This is a genomic window from Streptomyces sp. DS1-CR2, assembly GCF_055760475.1.
Genome location: NZ_CM147085.1, coordinates 1,638,593 through 1,659,852, shown reverse-complemented (window position 1 = coordinate 1,659,852; position 21,260 = coordinate 1,638,593). Strand labels below are relative to the sequence as shown.

At 72.0% G+C, this 21,260-nt stretch carries 21 protein-coding genes; 6 read left to right on the top strand and 15 right to left on the bottom strand.

Annotation, left to right across the window (positions count from 1 at the left end; all coding sequences use genetic code 11):
* Window positions 1–38: 38 nt before the first annotated feature.
* From ACY0PA_RS08285 to ACY0PA_RS08275, 3 genes are all read right to left on the bottom strand, one after another.
* A complete protein-coding gene (locus ACY0PA_RS08285; RefSeq protein WP_473084054.1) occupies window positions 39–1,196 on the bottom strand; it encodes an ROK family transcriptional regulator in 1,158 nt (385 codons plus the stop codon).
* 94 nt (window positions 1,197–1,290) lie between these two features.
* Window positions 1,291–1,941: a response regulator transcription factor gene (locus tag ACY0PA_RS08280; RefSeq protein WP_473084053.1), complete on the bottom strand. Its 651-nt coding sequence runs from the start codon at window positions 1,939–1,941 to the stop codon at window positions 1,291–1,293.
* 75 nt (window positions 1,942–2,016) lie between these two features.
* Window positions 2,017–3,246 (bottom strand): sensor histidine kinase, encoded by a 1,230-nt coding sequence (locus ACY0PA_RS08275; RefSeq protein ID WP_473084052.1) that lies wholly within the window; start codon window positions 3,244–3,246, stop codon window positions 2,017–2,019.
* 107 nt (window positions 3,247–3,353) lie between these two features.
* Between ACY0PA_RS08275 and ACY0PA_RS08270 the strand changes: the two genes are divergently transcribed.
* The 4 genes from ACY0PA_RS08270 (at window position 3,354) to ACY0PA_RS08255 (ending at window position 6,421) form a co-directional block, all read left to right on the top strand.
* Window positions 3,354–4,283, top strand: coding sequence for an ATP-binding cassette domain-containing protein (locus ACY0PA_RS08270; protein WP_473084051.1), 930 nt, complete (start codon window positions 3,354–3,356; stop codon window positions 4,281–4,283).
* Between the two features lie 2 nt (window positions 4,284–4,285).
* Window positions 4,286–5,023: an ABC transporter permease gene (locus ACY0PA_RS08265; protein ID WP_473084050.1), complete on the top strand. Its 738-nt coding sequence runs from the start codon at window positions 4,286–4,288 to the stop codon at window positions 5,021–5,023.
* A gap of 65 nt (window positions 5,024–5,088) precedes the next feature.
* Window positions 5,089–5,523, top strand: a complete 435-nt coding sequence (locus ACY0PA_RS08260) for a hypothetical protein (protein ID WP_473084049.1) — start codon at window positions 5,089–5,091, stop codon at window positions 5,521–5,523.
* Between the two features lie 91 nt (window positions 5,524–5,614).
* Window positions 5,615–6,421 (top strand): SAM-dependent methyltransferase, encoded by an 807-nt coding sequence (locus ACY0PA_RS08255; protein ID WP_473084048.1) that lies wholly within the window; start codon window positions 5,615–5,617, stop codon window positions 6,419–6,421.
* A gap of 33 nt (window positions 6,422–6,454) precedes the next feature.
* On the opposite strand, the gene mug is transcribed toward ACY0PA_RS08255, so the two are convergent.
* The 9 genes from mug to ACY0PA_RS08210 form a co-directional block, all read right to left on the bottom strand.
* Window positions 6,455–6,979 (bottom strand): G/U mismatch-specific DNA glycosylase, encoded by a 525-nt coding sequence (gene mug / locus ACY0PA_RS08250; RefSeq protein ID WP_473084047.1) that lies wholly within the window; start codon window positions 6,977–6,979, stop codon window positions 6,455–6,457.
* 92 nt (window positions 6,980–7,071) lie between these two features.
* Window positions 7,072–8,514, bottom strand: a complete 1,443-nt coding sequence (gene purB, locus ACY0PA_RS08245; protein WP_473084046.1) for an adenylosuccinate lyase — start codon at window positions 8,512–8,514, stop codon at window positions 7,072–7,074.
* A 105-nt stretch (window positions 8,515–8,619) separates the two neighbouring features.
* Window positions 8,620–9,408, bottom strand: a complete 789-nt coding sequence (locus tag ACY0PA_RS08240) for an SGNH/GDSL hydrolase family protein (protein ID WP_473084045.1) — start codon at window positions 9,406–9,408, stop codon at window positions 8,620–8,622.
* A gap of 79 nt (window positions 9,409–9,487) precedes the next feature.
* Complete coding sequence (locus ACY0PA_RS08235; RefSeq protein WP_473084044.1) at window positions 9,488–10,501, bottom strand: hemolysin family protein; 1,014 nt, start codon at window positions 10,499–10,501, stop codon at window positions 9,488–9,490.
* The gene (locus tag ACY0PA_RS08230; protein ID WP_473084043.1) at window positions 10,498–11,838 is read right to left on the bottom strand and encodes a hemolysin family protein; all 1,341 of its coding nucleotides are present in this window, start codon (window positions 11,836–11,838) and stop codon (window positions 10,498–10,500) included. The genes ACY0PA_RS08235 and ACY0PA_RS08230 overlap by 4 nt, the downstream gene beginning before the upstream one ends.
* A gap of 309 nt (window positions 11,839–12,147) precedes the next feature.
* Complete coding sequence (locus ACY0PA_RS08225) at window positions 12,148–12,573, bottom strand: GNAT family N-acetyltransferase (protein ID WP_473084042.1); 426 nt, start codon at window positions 12,571–12,573, stop codon at window positions 12,148–12,150.
* Between the two features lie 66 nt (window positions 12,574–12,639).
* Window positions 12,640–13,530, bottom strand: a complete 891-nt coding sequence (locus tag ACY0PA_RS08220; RefSeq protein WP_473084041.1) for an LLM class F420-dependent oxidoreductase — start codon at window positions 13,528–13,530, stop codon at window positions 12,640–12,642.
* Between the two features lie 101 nt (window positions 13,531–13,631).
* Entirely contained in the window at window positions 13,632–16,199 is a 2,568-nt protein-coding gene (locus tag ACY0PA_RS08215; RefSeq protein WP_473084040.1) for an ABC transporter permease, read from the bottom strand.
* A gap of 10 nt (window positions 16,200–16,209) precedes the next feature.
* Window positions 16,210–17,004 (bottom strand): ABC transporter ATP-binding protein, encoded by a 795-nt coding sequence (locus ACY0PA_RS08210; protein WP_473084039.1) that lies wholly within the window; start codon window positions 17,002–17,004, stop codon window positions 16,210–16,212.
* 177 nt (window positions 17,005–17,181) lie between these two features.
* Here ACY0PA_RS08210 and ACY0PA_RS08205 point away from each other — a divergent pair, with 177 nt between their 5' ends.
* A complete protein-coding gene (locus tag ACY0PA_RS08205) occupies window positions 17,182–17,409 on the top strand; it encodes a toxin-antitoxin system HicB family antitoxin (protein ID WP_100597555.1) in 228 nt (75 codons plus the stop codon).
* A gap of 49 nt (window positions 17,410–17,458) precedes the next feature.
* Entirely contained in the window at window positions 17,459–17,797 is a 339-nt protein-coding gene (locus tag ACY0PA_RS08200) for a fic family toxin-antitoxin system, toxin component (RefSeq protein WP_473086268.1), read from the top strand.
* Between the two features lie 10 nt (window positions 17,798–17,807).
* On the opposite strand, the gene bioD is transcribed toward ACY0PA_RS08200, so the two are convergent.
* Genes bioD through bioB form a run of 3 tightly spaced genes read right to left on the bottom strand, consistent with a single transcriptional unit; the run spans window position 17,808 to window position 21,059 of the window.
* The gene (bioD, locus tag ACY0PA_RS08195; RefSeq protein WP_473084038.1) at window positions 17,808–18,521 is read right to left on the bottom strand and encodes a dethiobiotin synthase; all 714 of its coding nucleotides are present in this window, start codon (window positions 18,519–18,521) and stop codon (window positions 17,808–17,810) included.
* Between the two features lie 5 nt (window positions 18,522–18,526).
* Complete coding sequence (locus ACY0PA_RS08190) at window positions 18,527–19,849, bottom strand: adenosylmethionine--8-amino-7-oxononanoate transaminase (RefSeq protein ID WP_473084037.1); 1,323 nt, start codon at window positions 19,847–19,849, stop codon at window positions 18,527–18,529.
* The gene (gene bioB, locus ACY0PA_RS08185) at window positions 19,842–21,059 is read right to left on the bottom strand and encodes a biotin synthase BioB (protein ID WP_473084036.1); all 1,218 of its coding nucleotides are present in this window, start codon (window positions 21,057–21,059) and stop codon (window positions 19,842–19,844) included. The genes ACY0PA_RS08190 and bioB overlap by 8 nt, the downstream gene beginning before the upstream one ends.
* Between the last annotated feature and the right edge of the window lie 201 nt (window positions 21,060–21,260).

Genomic DNA, 21,260 nt, shown 5'->3' with positions numbered 1-21,260 from the left:
TCTTCACGGTGGGCCTTCGGCGTCTGGTGCGTTCCGGGCTAGCGGCGCGCCGTGACCGTGCCCTCGACGGCGAACAGCTGCTCTTCGACATGATCCAGCGCGAGCCTCAGCGCCCCGGTCGCGACCGCCGCCTCGCCCAGCACCGACAGGGCCACGCGAGGCGGCCGCAGGCAGTAGCGGGCCAACTCCCGGCGCAGCGGCTCCAGTACGCCGTCCAGACCGGTCGCCCAGCCGCCCACGACGACCAGCTCCGGATCGAGGGCGAGCACCAGCGCCGCCACGTCGTGCACCAGCCGCTGGAGGAACCGGTCGACGGCCGCGCCCGCCCGCTCGTCGCCCTGGCGCGCGAGAGCGAAGACCTGCGCGACGGCCTGCTCGTCGAGCGGGTGCAGCGGCTCGTCCGTCGTCGAGAGCAGCGTCTCGGGACGCACCTCGCGTCCCAGCAGGTGCAGTGCTCCGATCTCCCCGGCCGCGCCGCCGTACCCGCGGTGCAGCCGGCCGCCGATCAGCGCGCCGGCGCCCGGGCTGAGCCCCGCCAGTACGAACACGACGTCGTCGGACTCGGTCGCCGCGCCCTTCCAGTGCTCGGCCACCGCCGCGGCGTTCGCGTCGTTCTCCACCAGGACCGGGCACTTGAAGGAGCGCCGCAGCCGCTCGCCCAGCTGAAGCCCCGTCCACTCAGGAAGGGCGGTGCCGAGGCGCACGGTGCCGTCGGCCTCCACGATGCCGGGGCTGCCCACGCCGACCGCCCGCAGCGAGTTACGTGCGACGCCCGCGCGGCGCAGCAGGTCCGCGACCGCGGTTCGCAGCCGCTCGATCCGCTCGTCGGCCGGAGCGGTCTCGTCGACGTCCCTGGCGGCCGTGCCGAGCACCTTGCCGTCCAGGTCCGACAGGACCGCGGCCACGCGGTGCGGGCCGATCTCCAGACCGAGCAGATGCCCCGCCTCGGCCCGGAAGCGGAACCGGCGCGCGGGCCGCCCCTGGCGCCGCGTACCGCTGTCGTCGACGGCCGTCTCCACGACGAGCCCCGCCACGATGAGCCCTTCGACGACGCCCTCGACCGTGGGCCGGGACAGCCCGGTGACCCGGGTGATCTCGGTGAGCGTCGCGAGATCCGTGGCACGCAGGGCATGCAGCACCACCGCGGAGTTGATCCGCCGTAGCAGAGAGGGGTCCCCGCCGGTCAGCCGCCCCAACGTCCGTCCTCCCAGCTCGCGCGCGTGTTGGGCGGATCGTACTCGCCGCGGCGCACCCCTGCGAGCGCGGGTGCACTTCTGGGACGGGTGACGCTCAGCCGGGCGAGACGAAACCGGATTCGTAGGCGGCGATGACGGCCTGCGTCCGGTCCCGCGCCCCGAGCTTGGCGAGGACGGCGCTCACATGCGACTTGACCGTCTCCGCGCCCACGACGAGGTGGCCGGCGATCTCTGAGTTGGACAGGCCCCGAGTCATGAGGCGCAGTACGTCCGCCTCCCGCTCCGTGAGCGCCGCGCGGTCCATCGCTTCCCGCGCCGACGTGTTGCCGTACTCGGCCGCTAGGCGCCGCACGGCCGCGGGGAACAGCAGCGAATCGCCCTCGGCCACGAGTCGGACCGCGTTCACGATCTCGGCCGGCCGCGAACGCTTCAACAGGAACCCGTCGGCGCCCGCCCGCAGCGCCCCGTACACGTACTCGTCGTTCTCGAACGTCGTGATCACGAGGATCTTGGGCGGCTCGGACACACTGCGCAGCACCGCGCGCGTGGCCTCGATGCCGTCCAGGAGAGGCATGCGCACATCCATGGCGACCACGTCCGGACGCAGCTGCCGGACGAGAGGGATCACGGCGGCGCCGTCGGCCGCCTCGCCCACGACCTCGATGTCCGGCTGCGCCGAAAGCACGGCGCGCAACCCCGCGCGGACCAGCGGTTCATCGTCGACAAGGAGCACGGTGAGCGGCATCCGGACAGCGTAGGGGGTGCCCGGCGGATCAGGCTCGGACAGGTCGCGCGGTCGGGGCGTACGCGAGGGCGGGGATCAGCCGAGCGGCAGCTCGACGTGCACCCGCCACTGCCCCTCGTCGGGACCCGAGCGCGCCCGTCCGCCGAGAAGCGCCGCCCTCTCGCGGATGCCCCGCAAACCGCTGCCGGTCCCGCTGCCCTGGCCGTTCACCGGCGCGCCCACGGGAAGCGGATTGCGTACGTCGAGCCACAGGCGGGCGTCGTCGACCCTGACCGCGACCCGGATCGGGACGGTCCCCGAGTGGCGCAGCACGTTCGTCAGCGCCTCCTGAAGGATGCGGTAGCCCTCCCTGGAGACGGGACCGGGCACCGTGTCCAGCGCACCGAGCACCTCCGCGTCGACCTCCGCGCCAGAGGCGCGCGCCGAGTCCAGAAGGCGGTCCGCCTCCGTGAGCGTGGGCCTGCGGCTCGCGGGCTGCCCCGACTCGCGCAGCACCAACAGGACCCGCTCCAGGTCCTCCAGGGCTGCCCTGCCGGTCTCCTCGATGGCACCCAGGGCGCGGTCGGTGAACGCCGGGTCGGCGGCCGCCCGTGCCGCGCCCGCCTGCACGACGGCGACGGTCAGCGCGTGCCCGATGGAGTCGTGGAGTTCGCGGGCGATGCGATTGCGCTCGAGTAGCTGCTCGGTGCGCTCCTCCAGGGCGGCCAGACGCTCCGCCGCGGACGGCCCGAGCAGGCCAAGGGCGGCCGACGCCATCAGACGCCCGGCGAGCGCGACCACCCCCACAAGCACCAGCGGCGGCACCGGCACGAGGAACGCGTACGCCCAGCCGTACCCCGGCACGGGGACGAGGGACTCGGCCTCGGCGGGGCCGCCCGACGTCGCGTCCAGCAGTTCCAGCGCGAGAGCCATGAGCTGGCTGGTCACGAACGCGATCGCGCAGCCGGCCCACAGACGCAGCACCAGCCACACCGCGGTCCTGCCCCGGTCGCGCCACGACACCGACGGTGCCACGGAGACGCCCGCCTCCCCTGGAGCCGAACCGTCCTCCACGCGCGCGTGCGCACCGGGAAACAGCAGCAGGCGGGCCTGAAGCCCCTCGGCCCTGCGGACCACGGGGATCACGGCGGCCGCCATGAGCAGCGGGACCGGGATCAGCACCATCAGCGCCCAGTCCCCGTACCCCGGCCTCGTGAACCCCGGGTACACGAACCCGCACACAACGGCGATGATCGCGCCCACGAGGAGATGCAGCCAGCGGGTGTACGTGACCGCGCGGGTCAGCGGCGCGAGGAGGCGGGACATGCCGCCATCGTGCCAGCGGTGCGGGCGCGAACGGCTCCCCCTCACGGGGGAGCCGTTCTCCACGCCCGGGGGAGGACCCGGCGGGGGGCGGCCGGAAGGCTGGAGCCATGACCAGCATCGACGTCCAAGAGCTCACCAAGGAGTACGGCACGACCCGCGCCGTGGACCGCCTGACGTTCGGCGTCGGGCCCGGCCGGGTCACCGGATTCCTCGGCCCGAACGGTGCCGGAAAGTCCACCACCATGCGCCTCGTCCTCGGCCTCGACCGGCCCACGTCGGGCACCGCCACACTCGGCGGCCGCCCCTACGCCACGCTCGGCGAACCCCTGCGCGAGGTCGGCGCCCTCCTCGACGCCCAGGCCGCCCACGGCTCCCGTACCGCCCGCGACCACCTCCGCGCGCTGGCCGCCTCCCACCGCATCCCGGCGCGGCGGGTCGACGAGGTCATGGAGCTAGCCGGGATCGCGGCCGTCGCCGGGCGCCGGATCAAGACGTTCTCGCTGGGCATGCGCCAGCGCCTCGGCATCGCCGCCGCACTCCTCGGCGACCCGCAGGTCGTGATGCTCGACGAGCCGTCGAACGGCCTGGACCCCGAAGGCATCATCTGGATCCGCGAACTGATGCGCGGCCTCGCCCGCGAGGGCCGTACGGTCCTCGTCTCCAGCCACCTCATGAACGAGACCGCCACGTTCGCCGACCACCTCGTCGTCCTCGGGCGGGGCAGGCTGCTCGCCGACACCCCGATGCAGGACTTCATCGACGGGCACAGCGAACGGCGCGTCCGCGTGCGCACCACCGATCCCGCGAGCCTGCACGCCGCGCTTCGCCGCAAGGGACTCGAAGCCGTGGCCACCGGCGACGGCCGCTGGACCGTCGCAGGGGCGCGCGCAGAGGAGATCGGCGCGCTCGCCGCCACGGACGGCATCCCCGTCCTCGAACTCGCCGACGAATCCGCCTCCTTGGAGGAGGCCTACCTCGCCCTCACCGCGGACGCCACCGAGTTCGCGTCCGCCGCAACGCCCCTCCAGGAGGCCTGACGATGTCGACCACCGCCGTGCTGCGTTCCGAATGGATCAAGGTGAGATCGGTGCGCGCCAGCGCCGGCTCACTCGTCGCGGTCTTCGCCACGACCGTCGCCATCACTGTCCTGGCCACTGCCACGGTCGGACAGGCCGAGGCGGACAACGAAGGAGCCGACCTCCTCTTCGGCGCCTTCTACGCACTCAACTTCGGCCAGATCGCGGCCATCGCCTTCGGCACGACCGCCGTGTCGTCGGAGTACGTCAACGGCGCCCTGCGCGTCTCCCTCGCCGCAGTCCCCAACAGGAATCTCCTCTACGCCGCGAAGATGACGGTCGTCGGAGCCCTGGCCCTCGTCGCGGGCCAGCTCACCTCGTTCGTCACGTTCCTGTCGGGGCAGGCGTTCATGGGGTCCTACGCCCTCGGGCTCGGCGATCCGGGCGCGCTGCGCGCCTGCGTCGGAGGTGGCGTCTACCTCGCGCTGATGTCCCTGTTCGCAGCCGGTCTCACCGTCGTCCTGCGCAGCGCGGTCGCCGTACTGAGCCTGCTCATCCCGTTCATCCTGATCGTGTCATTCGTCGTGGGCGACATGGCCGCCTCCGTCGCCGACTTCCTGCCCGACCACGCCGGACAGCAGGTCCTGCGCCAGGACCCGGCAGGCACGCTCGGGCCGTGGACGGGGCTCTCCGTGACCGCCGCCTGGGCGGCAGCCGCGCTCCTTGCCGGCTGGTGGGCACTGCGCCGCAGGGACGCGTAACGACAGGGACTCGTAACCGCCGGACGCCCCGCCAGATGTCAGTGGTGGCCGCTTTACTGGACGTTATGAGCACCGCACAGCATCTCGCGACAATCGACCTGCTGCGCTCCCGTGAGTTCCCCGCGGAGCACGGCAGATCGGACGCGGGCTCCGGCGGACCGGGTTACCACATCGCGGAGTTGGCGACGTGCGGCGAACTCCGGGAGCAGGCCCCCGAGGGCGCCGCTCAGGACCAGTGGGTCGCCGACCGGGACGGCCTCTCCTCGGTGCTCACCGAGCGCTGGGGGGAGCCGCAGTGGTTCAGCCTGTGGAGCGTCAGCCTGCGCGCGGTCGAGGGAGGGGAGGACATACCGGAGCCCTGGGCCGCGCTCAGCGCGTATGTTCCGGACGTCCAGTTGTGGCAGGCCGACGGGCGGTGGATCGTGCTGGGCATCCCGCTCGGCGCGGAGGACCTGCCGTTCCGGCTCGTCGCCGCCGTCACGGACGTGGACCCGCCCTGACGACGCGCCTGGGGCTCCGTATGCGGGAACTCCCGTGCCACCATGGGATCTTGGCAGCGGATCATGGCACGACCGAGGCGAGGGAGAGCACGTGAGCGAGCAGAGCGGGCAGGAGCCGGGGGAGCGGACCGCGAGCCACATCGCGCACAACGCCCGCGTGTGGAACTACTGGCTCGGCGGCAAGGACCACTACGACGTGGACGAGCAGGTCGGCGACCAAGTCACCTCCATGTACCCCAGCATCGGCGAAGTGGCGCGCGCCGACCGGGCCTTCCTCGGCCGCGCCGTGACCTACCTCGCCGACCGCGCGGGCATCCGCCAGTACCTCGACATCGGCACGGGCCTGCCCACCGCCGAGAACACCCACGAGGTCGCCCAGCGCATCGCCCCCGACTCCCGCGTCGTCTACGTCGACAACGACCCGATCGTGCTCACGCACGCCCGCGCGCTCCTCACCAGCACGGACGAGGGCGCCACCAGCTATGTGGACGCGGACGCGCACGACCCCGCGGCCATCCTCCGCGCCGCGTCCGGCACCCTCGACCTGAGCCGGCCGGTCGCGGTCATGATGCTCGGCATCCTGAACTTCGTCCTCGACACCGCCGAGGCCACGTCCATCGTGCGCCACCTCCTGGACGCGGTCCCCTCCGGCAGCTATCTCGTGGTCACACACCCCACGCTGGAACTGGGCGGGGAGGGAAACGAGGCGGCGATGCGCTTCTGGAACGAGAACGCGACGCCGCCGATCACAGCACGCGGCCGGGCCGAGATCGAGGGCTTCCTCGACGGACTCGACGTCCTGGAGCCGGGCCTCGTCTCCTGCGCGCGCTGGCGGACGGACGGCGCCGACGAGGGGCCGCTCGTCGCCCAGTTCGGCGCCGTGGCCCGCAAGCCCTGACGCATGCCGTGACGCAAGCCACCGCGCAACCCGTCACGCGCCGTGTGAGCCGGGAAGCCCCGTGCCGTCGTCCCCCGAGGCGGCGGCGCGCAGCCGCCCGTACTCCTCGGCCATCGTCGCCGCCGTCCAATGCGCGTTCAGACCACTGGGGTTGGGCAACGCCCACACCCGGGTCCCGCCGATCATCCGCTCCTGCGGGCCGATCCTCGCCTTAGGCTCCCCGAAGGCCGACCTGTACGCCGTTACGCCCACGACCGCGAGCCAGCGCGGCCGCAGCCGTTCCACCTTGGCGGTGAGCAGACGGCCGCCGTCGCGGTACTCCCGCGCGCTCAGCTCGTCCGCCCGCGCCGTGGCCCGCGCGACGACGTTCGTGATCCCGAGCCCGTAGAGCAGCAGTTCCTCCTGCTCGGCGGGGGCGAGCCGGCGGGGCGTGAACCCGGATAGGTGGAGCACGGGCCAGAAGCGGTTGCCGGGGCGCGCGAAGTGGTGGCCCGTCGCGGCCGTCATCAGGCCCGGGTTGATCCCGCAGAAAAGCACGGAGAGGCCGCTCGCGACCACATCGGGGACGATGCGGTCACGGGCGGCCTCCAGGTCCGCGGGAGTAAGGGGGTCCCTCCCTGCTCGAGCGGAGCCGAGAGCTTGGGGGCGGGTCAGAGGATCGCTCCGGGCGCGTAGCCGGCGGCCTCCGGGTGCTGCTTGACGATCTCCTCGACGCGCGCGACGACGGTCGCGACCTGGTCGCTCGCCGCGCCCGTGAAGGACAGCTTGTCGGCCATCAGCTCGTCGAGCCCGGCGCGGTCCAGCGGGATCCGGGAGTCCGCGGCGAGCTTGTCGAGCAGCTCGTTGCGCTCGGCGCCCTGCTCGCGCATGGCGAGCGCCGACGCGACGGCGTTCTCCTTGATGGCCTCGTGGGCCTCCTCGCGGCCGACGCCCGCCCGCACCGACGCCATCAGGACCTTCGTCGTGGCGAGGAACGGCAGGTAGCGGTCCAGCTCGCGCGCGACGACGGCGGGGAAAGCGCCGAACTCGTCGAGCACCGTCAGGAACGTCTCGAGAAGGCCGTCGAGCGCGAAGAACGCGTCCGGCAGCGCGACGCGGCGCACCACGGAGCAGGACACGTCGCCCTCGTTCCACTGGTCGCCCGCCAGCTCGCCGGTCATCGACGCGTAGCCGCGCAGGATGACCATGAGGCCGTTGACGCGCTCGCAGGAGCGGGTATTCATCTTGTGCGGCATCGCGGACGAGCCGACCTGGCCCGGCTTGAAGCCCTCGGTGACGAGCTCGTGCCCGGCCATCAGACGGATCGTCTTGGCGGTCGAGGACGGCGCGGCCGCGAGCTGCACGAGGGCGGTGACGACCTCGTAGTCGAGGGAGCGCGGGTAGACCTGGCCGACCGAGGTGAACGCCTGCGAGAAGCCCAGGTGGCCCGCGATGCGCTGCTCAAGATCGTCGAGCTTCGCCGCGTCGCCGCCGAGCAGATCCAGCATGTCCTGCGCGGTGCCGACGGGGCCCTTGATGCCGCGCAGCGGGTAGCGGGAGAGCAGTTCCTCGACCCGGGCGTACGCGACGAGCAGCTCGTCGGCGGCGGTCGCGAAGCGCTTGCCGAGGGTCGTGGCCTGCGCAGCGACGTTGTGCGAGCGGCCGGCGATCACCAGCTCGCCGTACTCGCCGGCCAGCTTGCCGAGGCGTGCGAGGACAGCGACGGCGCGGTCGCGGACCAGTTCGAGGGAGAGCCGGATCTGGAGCTGCTCGACGTTCTCCGTCAGGTCGCGGGACGTCATGCCCTTGTGGACCTGCTCGTGGCCGGCGAGGGCGTTGAACTCCTCGATGCGGGCCTTCACGTCGTGGCGCGTGACCTTCTCGCGCTCGGCGATGGAGGCCAGGTCGACCTGGTCGAGGACGCGCTCGTAGTCGGCGAGAGCGGCGTCCGGCACCTCGATCCCGAGGTCCTTCTGCGCGCGCAGCACGGCGAGCCAGAGCTGACGCTCCAGCTTCACCTTCTGCTCGGGGGACCAGAGAGTGGCGAGCTCGGCGGAGGCGTAGCGTCCGGCGAGAACATTCGGGATACGGGGCTTTGCAGGCGCAGCAGTCACGTGTACGGATTCTACTGGCGATTCGTGCAGGCCAGCGCCAGGGCCCCGTTCGTCGGAAGCTACGAGGGCGGGGCGCTCGGCGCGCGCCGCCCCCGTCTCGGCAGGTCAGCCCCGCGGGGCCTCGTACGGGAGCAGTTCGGGGCGCTTCGCCGGGCGGCCGTCGCCGGAGGAGCGGCCCGTCAGGCGGCGGCCGATCCAGGGCACCAGGTGCTGTTTGGCGAAGCGGGCGTCGGCGAGGCGGCGCGCGCCCCAGCCCGGCGGCACGGACGGCGGGAGCACGGCCTGCCAGTCGTGCTCGGGCTCGTGGCCGAGCGCCTGCCAGACGGCCTCGGCGACCCGGCGGTGCCCTTCGGGTGTCAGGTGCAGCCGGTCCACGTCCCACATGCGGGGGTCACCGAGGGCGGGCGGCCCGTACAGGTCGACGACCACCGCGCCGTGCCGCGCCGCGAGGTCGTCGATGCAGGCGAACAGCTCCTCCATGCGGGGCCGGAAGCGCTCCATCACCGGGCCGTTGCGGCCGGGGCTGCGCATCAGGACGAGCTGCTCGCAGGCCGGCGCCAGCTTCTCGACGGCCTCTTCGAGGAGCCCGCGCACCCGGCCCATGTCGACCTTGGGGCGCAAGGTGTCGTTGAGCCCGCCCACCAGCGTGATGACGTCGGCGCCCATCGCGGCCGCGACGTCCACCTGCTCGTCGACGATCTGGCCGATGAGCTTGCCGCGCACGGCGAGGTTCGCGTAGCGGAAGCCGGGGGTGCGGGCCGCCATCCGGCCGGCCAGTACGTCGGCCCAGCCTCGGTAGGAGCCGTCGGGCAGCAGGTCGGACATGCCCTCGGTGAACGAGTCACCGACCGTGACAAGGCTGCTGTAGCTGGTGTGGTTGGCATTTTTCTGCATGGCGGAAGCGATGGTAACCCGGGCCCCGCGAGAGCCGACGGGGCGCCGTGTGCCCGACGTCGGGCACACGGCGCGGAGATCACGCGGGCTGGCCGAACAGCTCCCGCAGGACGTCCTCCATCGTCACCAGACCCGCGAGCCGCCCGTCCGAGCCGAGGACCGCCGCCACGTGCGTACGGCTGTCCCGCATCGCCGAAAGGACGTCGTCGAGCGGCGTCGTCTCGCGGACGCGCGCGATCGGCCTCATGTCCGGAATCCGGAACGGCAGATCACGCGGCGACGCGTCCAGGGCGTCCTTCACATGCAGATAGCCGACGATGCGGCGGTTGTCGTCGACCACGGGGAAGCGCGAGAACCCTGACCGGGCCGACAACTGCTCCAGCTGCTCGGGCGTGACGCCCACATGCGCGTAGGTCACCCGCTCCAGCGGCAGGACGACGTCCCTGACCGGGCGGCGGCCCAGTTCGAGCGCGTCGCGCAGGCGCTCCTGGGCGCGGTCGTCGATGAGTCCCGCGTCGCCCGAGTCCTTGACGAGACGGGCCAGCTCGTCGTCCGAGAACGTCGCGGACACCTCGTCCTTGACGTCGACGCGCAACAACTTGAGCAGCCCGTTCGCGAAGGCGTTGACCGTGAAGATCACCGGGCGAAGCGCCCTCGCGAAGGCCACCAGGGGCGGCCCGAGGAGCAGCGCGCTGCGCACCGGCTCGGCGAGCGCGACGTTCTTCGGGATCATCTCGCCGAGCAGCATGTGCAGATACGTGGCCACCGTCAGCGCGATCACGAACGAGATCGGGTGGACCAGGCCGTGCGGCACGCCGACCGCGTCGAACACCGGCTCAAGGAGATGGGCGATGGCGGGCTCGGCGACGATGCCGAGTACCAGGGTGCACAGCGTGATGCCGAGCTGCGCCGCGGCCAGCAGGGCCGACACGTGCTGAAGGCCCCACAGGACGCTTGTCGCCCGCCGGTCGCCCTCGTCCGCGTGCGGTTCGATCTGGCTGCGGCGTACGGAGATCATGGCGAACTCGCCGCCCACGAAGAAGGCGTTGACGACGAGCGTCGCCAGGCCGATCAGGAGCTGGATCGCGGTCATCGGTCCCCCTCCGGGGCGTCGTCGGACTGCTCGGCCTGCGGCGCGTGCAGCAGGACGCGGGCCGCGCGGTGGCCCGCGGCGTCCACGACGTCGAGCCGCCACCCGGCCACCTGGACGCTGTCGCCGACGGCCGGGATCCGGCCGAGCTCGGTGGCGACCAGGCCGGCGAGCGTCTCGTAGGGGCCGTGGGGGACGCGCAGTCCGACCCGCTGGAGCTGGTCGGTGCGGGCGGCGCCGTCGGCGGAGTAGAGGGCGCGGCCCTCGTCGTCCACGCCGGCCGGGGCGAGGTCAGGTGTCTCGTGCGGATCGTGCTCGTCCCGCACCTCGCCGACGACCTCCTCGACGATGTCCTCCACGGTGGCGACGCCCGCGGTGCCGCCGTACTCGTCGATGACGACGGCCATCGTGCGCTTCCCGGAGAGCCGGTCGAGGAGCCGGTCGACGGTCAGGGTCTCGGGTACGAGGAGCGGCTCGCGCATCAGATCGGACACGGAACGGCGGCCCCGGAGTTCGGCGGGCACGGCGAGGACGTCCTTGATGTGCGCGACGCCGACGACCGAGTCGAGGTTGCCGCGGTAGACGGGGAACCGGGACAGGCCCGTGGCCCGCGTCGCGTTCGCCACGTCCTCGCAGGTGGCCTGCGCGTCGAGCGCCACGACCTGGACGCGCGGGGTCATCACGTTCTCGGCGGTCAGGTCCGCGAGGTTCAGGGTCCGCATGAACAGCTCGGCGGTGTCCGCCTCGAGGGCGCCCTCCTTGGCGGAGTGGCGGGCCAGGGCCACCAGTTCCTGCGGTCCGCGCGCGGAGGCCAGCTCCTCGGCGGGCTCCATACCCAGGCGGCGCACAGCCCGGTTCGCGGTGTTGTTGAGGTGCGTGATGAAGGGGCGGAACGCGGCGCTGAACAAGCGCTGCGGCGTCGCGACCCGCTTGGCGATGGCCAGCGGCGACGAGATCGCCCAGTTCTTGGGGACGAGCTCGCCGACGACCATCAGGAAGACCGTGGACAGAGCCGTGCCGATGACCAGAGCGACCGAGGTGGCGGTGGAGCGGGAGAGCCCCAGACTCTCCAGGGGGCCCGCGATCAGCTTGGCGACGGACGGCTGGGCGAGCATGCCGACGACCAGATTGGTCACGGTGATGCCGAGCTGGGCGCCGGAGAGCTGGAAGGTGAGGTTCCGTACGGCCTTGAGGGCGCCGGCGGCGCCGCGGTCGCCGCGCTCGACCGCGCGCTCGAGGCCGGAACGCTCGACCGTGGTGAGGGAGAACTCGGCCGCGACGAACGCACCGCAGGCCAGCGAGAGCAGGACCGCCACGGCGAGCAGAAGCACTTCGGTCATCGGGTCACCTCCGTCCCATGATCGGACAGGGCGGTGGGTATCGCGCGATGTCGCAAGCGCCGGGTACTGGGAGGCTCGCCCATGGGCGGACGCTCACACCTTTCAAGAGAAGAACCAGAACAACAACGGGACAAGTCGAGCAACCATGGTAAAGGATCGGCAAAGCTGGTGCGGCCGGGACGCCGTCGCCCCGGCCCCGGAAGGTGTCAGTCCGGACCGTGTCAGTCCGGACGGTGTCAGTGCGGACCGCGTCAGTCCGGACCGTGTCCGTCCGGAAGGTGTCAGTCCGGAGTGTGAGCCCGGTGTGGATCAGTCCGTGAGGTGCTTGACCCAGCGGGTCCACTGCGGCTCCGGCGCGTAACCCCCGGCACGCCACGCGTGCTGCGCGCGCTCATTGCGGTCCAGGACCATCGCGTCGCCCCGCCGCCCACCGAGCCGTACGAACCGTTCCTCCGCGGCCGCCAGCAGCGCCGACCCCACGCCCTGCCGCCGCGCGTCCGGATGCACTGCGAGGCGGTACAGATGGCAGCGCCACCCGTCGAAGCCGGCGATGACGGTGCCCACCAGCTCCCCACCGCGCTCGGCGAGCAGCAGTGACTCGGGGTCGCGGGCGACGAGCCGCTCCACGCCCGCGCGGTCGTCACTGATGCTCGTGCCCTCGGCGGCCACCTTCCAGAAGGCGAGGGCGGCATCGAGGTCGTCGGGCGTCGCGGCCCGTATCCGAAGATCACTCATGGGTCCGATCCCATCACCGAGCGGCCGGGCCCGTGCGCCATTTCAGGATGCGGACGGCCTCATTCCTTATTCCTTTCGCAGCTCCTCGATGACCGGACCGAACGCCTCCATGTACGGCTCCAGGACCGTGAGGTACGTGAACCCGTAGCGGTCGCGCTGCGCGCGCACCTGGTCGGCGATCTCGCGGACCGTGCCGACGAGCAGCAGCGGAAGCTCCAGCGCCTCGTCCTCCGTGAACTGCGGGATGTGTTCGAGGACCGGCCGGATGGCGGCCCGCCGGTCGTCGGTCACCGCGACCATCTGGATCAGCAGATTGAGCTCGGCGGGCTCCGCGCGGCCCGCGGCGAAACGGTGGTAGGCGGCGACGCGCTCGTCCAGTTCCCCGGGGGCGAGGTGCTGGAGCTTCCCGCTCGGGTCGCCGGGGACGGAGCGCGCCCCGGTGAACGCCGCGATCTCCGCATGCTCGGCCGTCAGCTTCAGGAGCCGGTCGCCGTTGCCGCCGATCAGCAGCGGCGGGCGGGGGCGCTGCGCGGGCCGCGGCTGATGCTCGTCCGACCCGAGCAGCCGGTCCAGCTCCTCGACGACGCGCCGCAGCCGGTTCACGCGCTCCCCGGGCGAACCCCACGGCAACCCGGCTGCTTCGTGCTCCGCCTGTACGTAGCCTGCGCCCAGGCCGAGTTCGAGCCTGCCGCCGGTGAGCGCGTCCGTGGTCGCCACCTCCCGGGCGAGGAGCACCGGGTTCCAGAAGCCGGCGTTGAGGACGAACGTGCCCACACGCGGGCGCTCGGTCGCCTCGGCGGCGGCGACCAGGGAGGGGAACGGCGAGGGCACGCCCAGGTGGTCGGCGACGAGGATCACGTCGTAGCCGAGTTCCTCGGCCCTGCGGCAGCGCTTGTGCCACTCGGCGCCGGCCGCGGGGGTGACCATGTTGACGCCGAACCGGTACGCGCGACTCATGAACTCTCCTCACTCTCGGGCGAGTTGAACCAGCGGGAGTCGAACTCGGGCGAGATGACGTCGGACGAGCTGAACGGCAGGGAGACCGCATGGCGAGTACATCATTCGTGCGCGATGGCCGCCAGCACGTTCATGCGCGAGGCGCGCAGGGCGGGAAGGAGCGCCGCAGCGAGTCCCACGACGACCGAGCCGACCACGACCGCGACGATCGTCCCCCACGGGATGGCGAGCGCCTCCATGCCCTGGAGGGCGAGGACCTCGTGGATCGCGAGGCCCCACACGACGCCGAGCGTGAGCCCGAGCACCGCGCCGAACACGGCGATCACCACGGACTCCAGGCGGATCATCCTCCGCAGCTGGCGCCGGGAGAGCCCGATGGCGCGGAGCAGACCAATCTCCCTTGTCCGCTCCACGACCGACAGGGCAAGGGTGTTGACGACGCCCAGGACGGCGATCACGATCGCGAGCCCGACCAGCGCGTACACCAGGTACAGCAGCACCGCGATCTGGTCGTGCACGAGCTTCTTGTAGTCGGCCAGGTCGCGCACCTGTACCTGTGGGTACGGATCGAGGGCCTTCTCCAGACGGGCCCGCAGCACGTCCGCGCCTGTGCCGGGGGAGGCGTTCACGTACACGGCCGAGTCCTGGCCGTCGGGCAGGAACTTCTCCAGCGTCCCCATCCCCATGAACAGGCCGCCGGACATGCCGAATCCGTCCCCGCTGCCCTGGTCGGTGAGGGCCGCGACAGTGAGCCGGTCCGTGCGCCCGCCGGGCAGGTCCACCGGCACCACCGTGCCCACGCGCGCGTGGTGCTCCTTCGCGAACTCCGCGTCCATCGCGACCTTCCCGGGCGCGAGCGCGGCCGCCGAGTCGCCCTGGGAGTACGTGACGTGCGCGACGTCGTCGAGCTGCGCCTCGTAGCCGGCGGCGGTCGTCTTCACGCGCTTGCCGTCCGGCAGGCGCACCGCGAGCGGCACGAACCGCTGGCGCACCACGAGCCCTGCACCTTCCGTGGCGCGGATCCTGTCGGTCACTTCTTTGGAGAAGGGCATGAAGTTGGAATTCTGGACTGTGAAGTCGGCGCCGAGGGTCTTGTCGATCTGCTCGTCGAACGACTTGCTCATCGACGCGCTCGCCACGGACATGCTCGCCACCAGGGCGAGCCCCACCATCAGTGCGGCAGCCGTGGCCCCGGTGCGCCGCGGGTTGCGCAGCGCGTTGCGCTGGCTCAGCCGTCCCGCCGAGCCGAACACGGCGGGGAAGGCGCCGCCCAGAACGCGGATCACGGGACGTACGAGCAAAGGGCCCGCGATCACGGTGGCCGGCAGCGTCAGGACGATGCCGACGACGAGGAGCAGCGAGGCGCTCGCCGTCTTCGTGGCCGCGGCGCACCCCACGAGAGCGGCCGCCCCCGTCACGCCGACCACGGTCCCCGCCACGGCGCGCACCCGCAGCGGCCGCCCCGCACCCGCGATCTCGGCGTCCGCGAGCGCCGCCATGGGGGAGACCCGGGACGCCCGCCGCGACGGCAGATACGCGGCCACGAACGTGACCCCGACCCCGACCGCGAAGGCCGCGACGGGCGTCCCCCAGCCGATCACCATCTCGGTCGACTTCAGGTTCATCCCGAACGCGCTCATGAGTTTGATGAGGCCGAGCGCCAGCCCGATGCCCGCCGCCAGGCCGAGCACCGAGCCCACCAGGCCGAGCAGCACCGCCTCCGTCAGGACGGAGCGGCGTACCTGCCGCCGGTCGGCGCCGAGCGCACGGAGCAGTCCCAGCTCGCGGGTGCGCTGCGCGATCAGCATCGAGAACGTGTTCACGATCAGGAAGATCCCGACCAGGACCGCGATCCCGGCGAAGCCGAGCATCACGTACTTGATCACGTCGAGGAACGAGCCGAGGTCCGCCGCGTCCGATGTGGCCTGTTCGCCGGCGGTCTTCAAGTCGTAGCCGGAGCCCAGCTGTTGGGCGATCCGTTGCTTCAGGGCGGCGTCGCTCACCCCGGGGGCCGCGTCCACGGAGATGCTCGTCGCGCGGTCCGTACTGCCGAGCAGCTTCGCCTGCGCCGTCGCCGTGTCGAGGAAGACGAGCGCGGCGCCGGGGTTGGTGGTGCGGAAGGTCGCGATGCCGACGATCCGCACGGTGAAGGAGCCCGGCTGTGCGAGGACGGTGAGCGAGTCGCCGATGCGGATGTGCTTCTTGTCGGCGGTGTCGGCGTCGAGCAGCGCCTCGCCACTGCCGCGCGGGGCGTGCCCCGAGGTCAGGCGGACCGGACTGCGGTCCGTCACATACCAGTTGGTGGCGATGGTGGGGGCGCCGCTGGTCGGGCCGACCGATGTGTTCTTGTCGTCCACGACGGTGATGTTCTCGGCGGCGGCGTCGATCCTCGCCGCGGCGACGCCGTCTATGGACCTGATCTGCCGGGCGAGGCGGGCCGGGACGGTCTCGACCGCACCGGTCGGCACCGACTCGCTGAGGGAGTCCTGCTTCGGATTCACCTGGACGTCGGCAGACGTGGACGCGAACAGCCGGTCGAAGGTGCGGGTCACCGTGTCCGAGAAGACCAGACTGCCCGCCACGAACGCCACCGAGAGGACGATGGCAAGCCCCGACAGGACCAGTCGGCCCTTGTGTGCGAGGAAACTCCTGAGCGTCGCCTTCAGCACAACGGCCTCTCTACGGCTGGGAGTTGTGGGGGTTTGCCCCGGTGAACAGGCGCATGCGCTCCAGGACCGCCTCCGCCGTGGGCTGCGGCATCTCGTCCACGAGGCGGCCGTCACCGAGGAAGAGCACCAGGTCGGAGTGGCCCGCCGCGCCGGGGTCGTGCGTCACCATCACGACGGTCTGCCCGAGGTCGTCCACCGCCTCGCGCAGGAACCCGAGGACCTCCAGGCCCGCGCGCGAGTCCAGGTTCCCCGTCGGCTCGTCCGCGAAGATCAGTTCCGGCCGCGAGGCGAGGGCCCTGGCGCAGGCCACCCTCTGCTGCTGCCCTCCGGAGAGCTGCGCGGGACGGTGCTTGAGCCGGTCGCCGAGGCCCAGCGTGTCGATGACCTGCTTCAGCCACTGTGCGTCCGGGGTGCGGCCCGCGATGTCAATCGGCAGCGTGATGTTCTCCGCCGCGTTCAGCGTCGGAATGAGGTTGAACGACTGGAACATGAAGCCGATCCGGTCGCGCCGCAGCCGCGTCAGCTCCTTCTCGCGCAGGCCCGTGATCTCGGTGTCCCCGAGCCACACCTGACCCGCGGAGACCGAGTCGAGCCCGGCCAGGCAGTGCATCAGCGTGGACTTGCCCGACCCCGAGGGGCCCATGACCGCGGTGAACCGGCCGCGCGCGATGTCCACGTCGACCGAGTCGAGCGCGAGGACCGCGGTCTCGCCGGACCCGTACGCCTTGGTCAGGCCGCGGGCGCGCGCCGCGACGTCGCCCGCCTCCGCCAGGCCGTAGGGCTGTTCTGCTGCCGCTGTGGACAAGGCCGCCTCCTGGATCCCGCCGTCGTCCTGGCCGTCACGACTCCCGTGCCGCGTACGAGGGTAGTGGGGTGCGTCACGCCCGCGGTATCCCTCCGAGGTCGGGCTCCCGATACGCGTGTAAGGGGCACCTTCGCCGTCTCCTTGCCGGTGCTAGCACGTCGGCGCTAGCGTGAAGTCATGGCGAAGACTCAGCTGAACGTACGGGTGGACGAGGACACCGCCCGAGCCGCGCGTGAGCGTGCGCTCGCACGCGGCGTGAGTGTGAACCGGTACATCGAGGAGCTGGTCAGACAGGACGCGGGCGAGCTCGGCCGGACGTTCGTCGAGGCAGCCGCCGACTTCATGAAGCAGTACGAGTCCGTGTTCGCCGAGGAGTTCGGCGCGGAGCGCGAAGGCCGACGCTGAGCCCTTGAGCGAATCGAAGAACGTGCGTATCGACCTGGCCTGGCTTCTCATGATCGCCGAACAGAAGACCCCCGGAGACCCTCAGGTGACCGACTGGGGCGCGCTCGTCGCCGCCGTCAGCCGGCACGAGGCGGAGATATTCGGGACCGCCGTCTACGACAGCCCGCCCGCGCGGGCCGCGGCACTCCTCCAGTTGCTCCTTCATGTCCCGGCCCTCGAACGCTCGAACGCCATGTTCGCGTCGGCCGTCGCGTACGCCTATCTCGTCGCCAGCGGCCTGAAGGTCGCCACGTCGCCCGACCAGGTCAGGGAACTGGCCCGCCTGGTCAAGGACGGCGGGGCGACCGTGCACGACATCGCGGAGGAACTCCGCAGATGGACCCTGTGAGCCGCTGGGGCTACCCGGCGACACTCGCGGCGAAGGCCGTCGCGTCCCACGTTCCGTCCAGCTCCGGTGCCAGCCAACTCGGCGCGGATGTACGGAAGTCGGGGTGTGCGCCTGCTCCTTCGGGAATCGCGCCGAGGAGCTTCGTCCCCGAGACCTCAGGGAAGTCCGCCAGATTGCAGCGGGCCGCGAGGTCGGGGTGCTCCGGCCAGCTGCCGACGACGACGCCGAGCGGCGTCAGGTCACGGGCGCGCAGTGCCTCCGTCGTCAGGGCCGTCGAGTTGAGCGTGCCGAGCCCCGCCGCCGCGACGACGAGAACCGACGCTCCGAGTTGCCTGGCGGCGTCCGCGAGGGTGCCCCCGTCCACGTCGAAGCGCACGAGCAGGCCGCCCGCGCCCTCGACCAGGACGAGGTCGTGCTCCGTGGCCAGCTTCGCCGCCGCGTCGGCCACCTCGTGCGGGCGCACCGGGGGGAGGCCGGCGCGCTGCGCGGCCGTCGCCGGCGCCAACGGCTCGGGGTACCGCGCCAGTTCGACGGCCGTCACTCCGGCGCCCACCAGGCGCTTCACCTCGTCCGCGTCCCCGCACTCACCGGGACCGACCCCGGTCTGAGCGGGCTTCAGGACGGCCACCGACCGCCCCGCGGCCAGCGCGGCGGCCGCCACGGCCGCCGTCGTGACCGTCTTGCCGATCTCGGTTCCGGTCCCCGTGACCACCAGTACCGTCATGCTGTTCAGCCTTCCCGCGCCGCCGCGCACACCGCGCGGCCGATGAGTGCCAGATCCTCGTCCCCCGTGATGTACGGGGGCATCGTGTACACGAGGTCGCGGAACGGCCGCAGCCACACGCCCTCGCGCACCGCCGCCCGAGTGGCGGCCGCCATGTCGATCTCGTGGTCCAGCTGTACGACGCCGATCGCGCCGAGCACGCGCACGTCGCGCACCCCGGGCAGCTCCGAGGCAGCGGCGAGCGACTCCCGCAGACCCGACTCGATCCGCTTGACCTCCGTGGCCCAGTCCTGCCCGAGCAGGAGGTCGATCGAGGCACAGGCCACCGCGGCGGCGAGGGGGTTCCCCATGAACGTGGGCCCGTGCGCGAGCACCGGCACCTCGCCGCGCGAGATCCCGTCCGCCACGCGCGCCGTGCACAGCGTCGCGGCGAGGGTCATATAGCCGCCGGTCAGCGCCTTGCCGACACACATCACATCCGGCGTCACACCGGCATGCTCCGCCGCGAACAAGGCACCCGTACGCCCGAACCCGGTGGCAATCTCGTCGAACACGAGGAGCACGTCGTGCGCGTCGCAGGCCTCGCGCAGGACCCGCAGATACGCGGGGGAGTGGAACCGCATCCCGCCCGCGCCCTGCACCACGGGTTCCACGATCACGGCCGCCAGCTCATGGGCGTGACGCCCGATCAGCTCGTGCAGATGATCCGCGTAAGCCTCCTCGTACGCGGCCGGCGGGGCGTCGGCGAACACGTGCTGCGGCAGCGCACCCGACCACAGCTCGTGCATACCGCCCTCGGGGTCGCAGACCGCCATCGGCTGCCAGGTGTCGCCGTGGTAGCCGCCGCGCCAGGTCAGCAGGCGGCGCTTCTCCGGCCGCCCGAGGGAACGCCAGTGCTGGAGGCACATCTTGATCGCGACCTCGACGGACACGGAGCCCGAGTCGGCGAGGAAGACATGCTCCAGACCCTCGGGCGACATGTCGACAAGGCGCTTCGCGAGCCGGACGGCGGGCTCGTGCGTGAGCCCGCCGAACATGACGTGGCTCATCCGGCCGAGCTGGTCGCGCACCGCCTCATTGAGCACGGGGTGGTTGTAGCCGTGGACAGCCGACCACCAGGACGACATCCCGTCGACCAGCTCGGCACCCGCACCGACCCCACCGCCCTCGCCGGCGAGCCGGAGTCGCACCCCGGCCGCCGACTCGACGACGAGCGGCTCCTGCCGCCCCGGCATCGGACCGTACGGATGCCAGACGTGCCGCCGGTCGAGGTCGAGCAGCTCCGCCACGGGCAGCCCCGGCACGGGCAGTCCCGGCCCCTCAGGCATTGGGCGCGAGATCCGTACCGGCACCCCGGCGGCGTACGGCGACGAGGTCCGTACGCGCCTCGGGGACCTCGGCGACCGGGGGCTCCGCAGCGTCGTCGTGCGAGCCGCAGCCCCCTTCCTCATGGGAGCCGCAGCCCCCGCCGGAACCGCAGGCCGAACCCGCGCCGGAACCGCAGGCCGCCTCAGCCTCAGAACCGCAGGGCCCGCCCCGGTGCTCGGGCAGCGTCACCTGGCCGGTGCCCTCGACCTCGAACCCGGCGTCCGTGATCATGTCCAGGTCCGCCTTGCCCGCCTGGCCCTCACTCGTCAGGTAGTCGCCGAGGAAGATGGAGTTGGCGAGGTGGAGCGCCAGCGGCTGCATCGAGCGCAGGTGCACCTCGCGCCCGCCCGCGATCCGCACCTCGACGTCGGGGCAGACGAAGCGGACCATCGCGAGGATCCGCAGGCAGCGCTGCGGCGTCAGGTTCCACTCCTTGGCGAGGGGCGTGCCCTCGAAGGGGATCAGGAAGTTGACCGGCACCGAGTCCGGGTCGAGCTCGCGCAGGGAGTAGACGACGTCGACCAGGTCCTCGTCGCTCTCGCCCATGCCCGCGATGAGACCGGAGCAGGCGGACAGACCGGCGGCGTGGGCCTTCTGCACCGTGTCGACGCGGTCCGCATAGGTGTGCGTCGTCGTGATGTCGCCGTACGTGCCCTCGGAGGTGTTGAGGTTGTGGTTGTACGCGTCGGCGCCCGCGCCGCGCAGCCGCTCGGCCTGGCCCTCGGACAGCAGACCGAGGCAGGCGCACACCTCGACGCCCTCGTTCTGCTCCTTGATCGCGCCGATGGTCTCCGACACGCGGTCGACGTCCCGGTCCGTCGGGCCGCGCCCGGACGCCACCAGACAGACCCGCTTCGCGCCGCCCGCGACACCGGCGGCCGCGGCCTTCGACGCCTCGTCGGGCTTCAGCCACGTGTACTTGAGGATCTCCGCCTTGGACCCGAGCCGCTGCGAGCAGTACGAGCAGTCCTCGGGGCACAGGCCCGACTTGAGATTGACCAGATAGTTGAGTTTCACCCGCCGGCCGAACCACTGCCGCCGCACCTTGCCGGCCGCGGCCACCACATCGAGCAGTTCGTCGTCGGAAGTCGCCAGAACGGCGAGCGCTTCTTCACGGCTCGGCAGCTCGCGCCGCAGCCCCTTGTCCACCAGCGTGTTCAGCAGGTCCATGGCCCGATCCTGACCTACGTGGCCTGCTCAGGCCAAGGAGGCTTTGCACAACTCTGCCGGTTCGAGGTGTGGGTATTGCCACACCCTGGGCGGCTGGATGTCCCGCTACTGTCTGTGCACTGCCTACAAAACTGTCTACAAAGCGGCAGCGGGCACGGGACAGCACACCCCACTCGAGAACCGGTCGCCCGACGGCCGGGC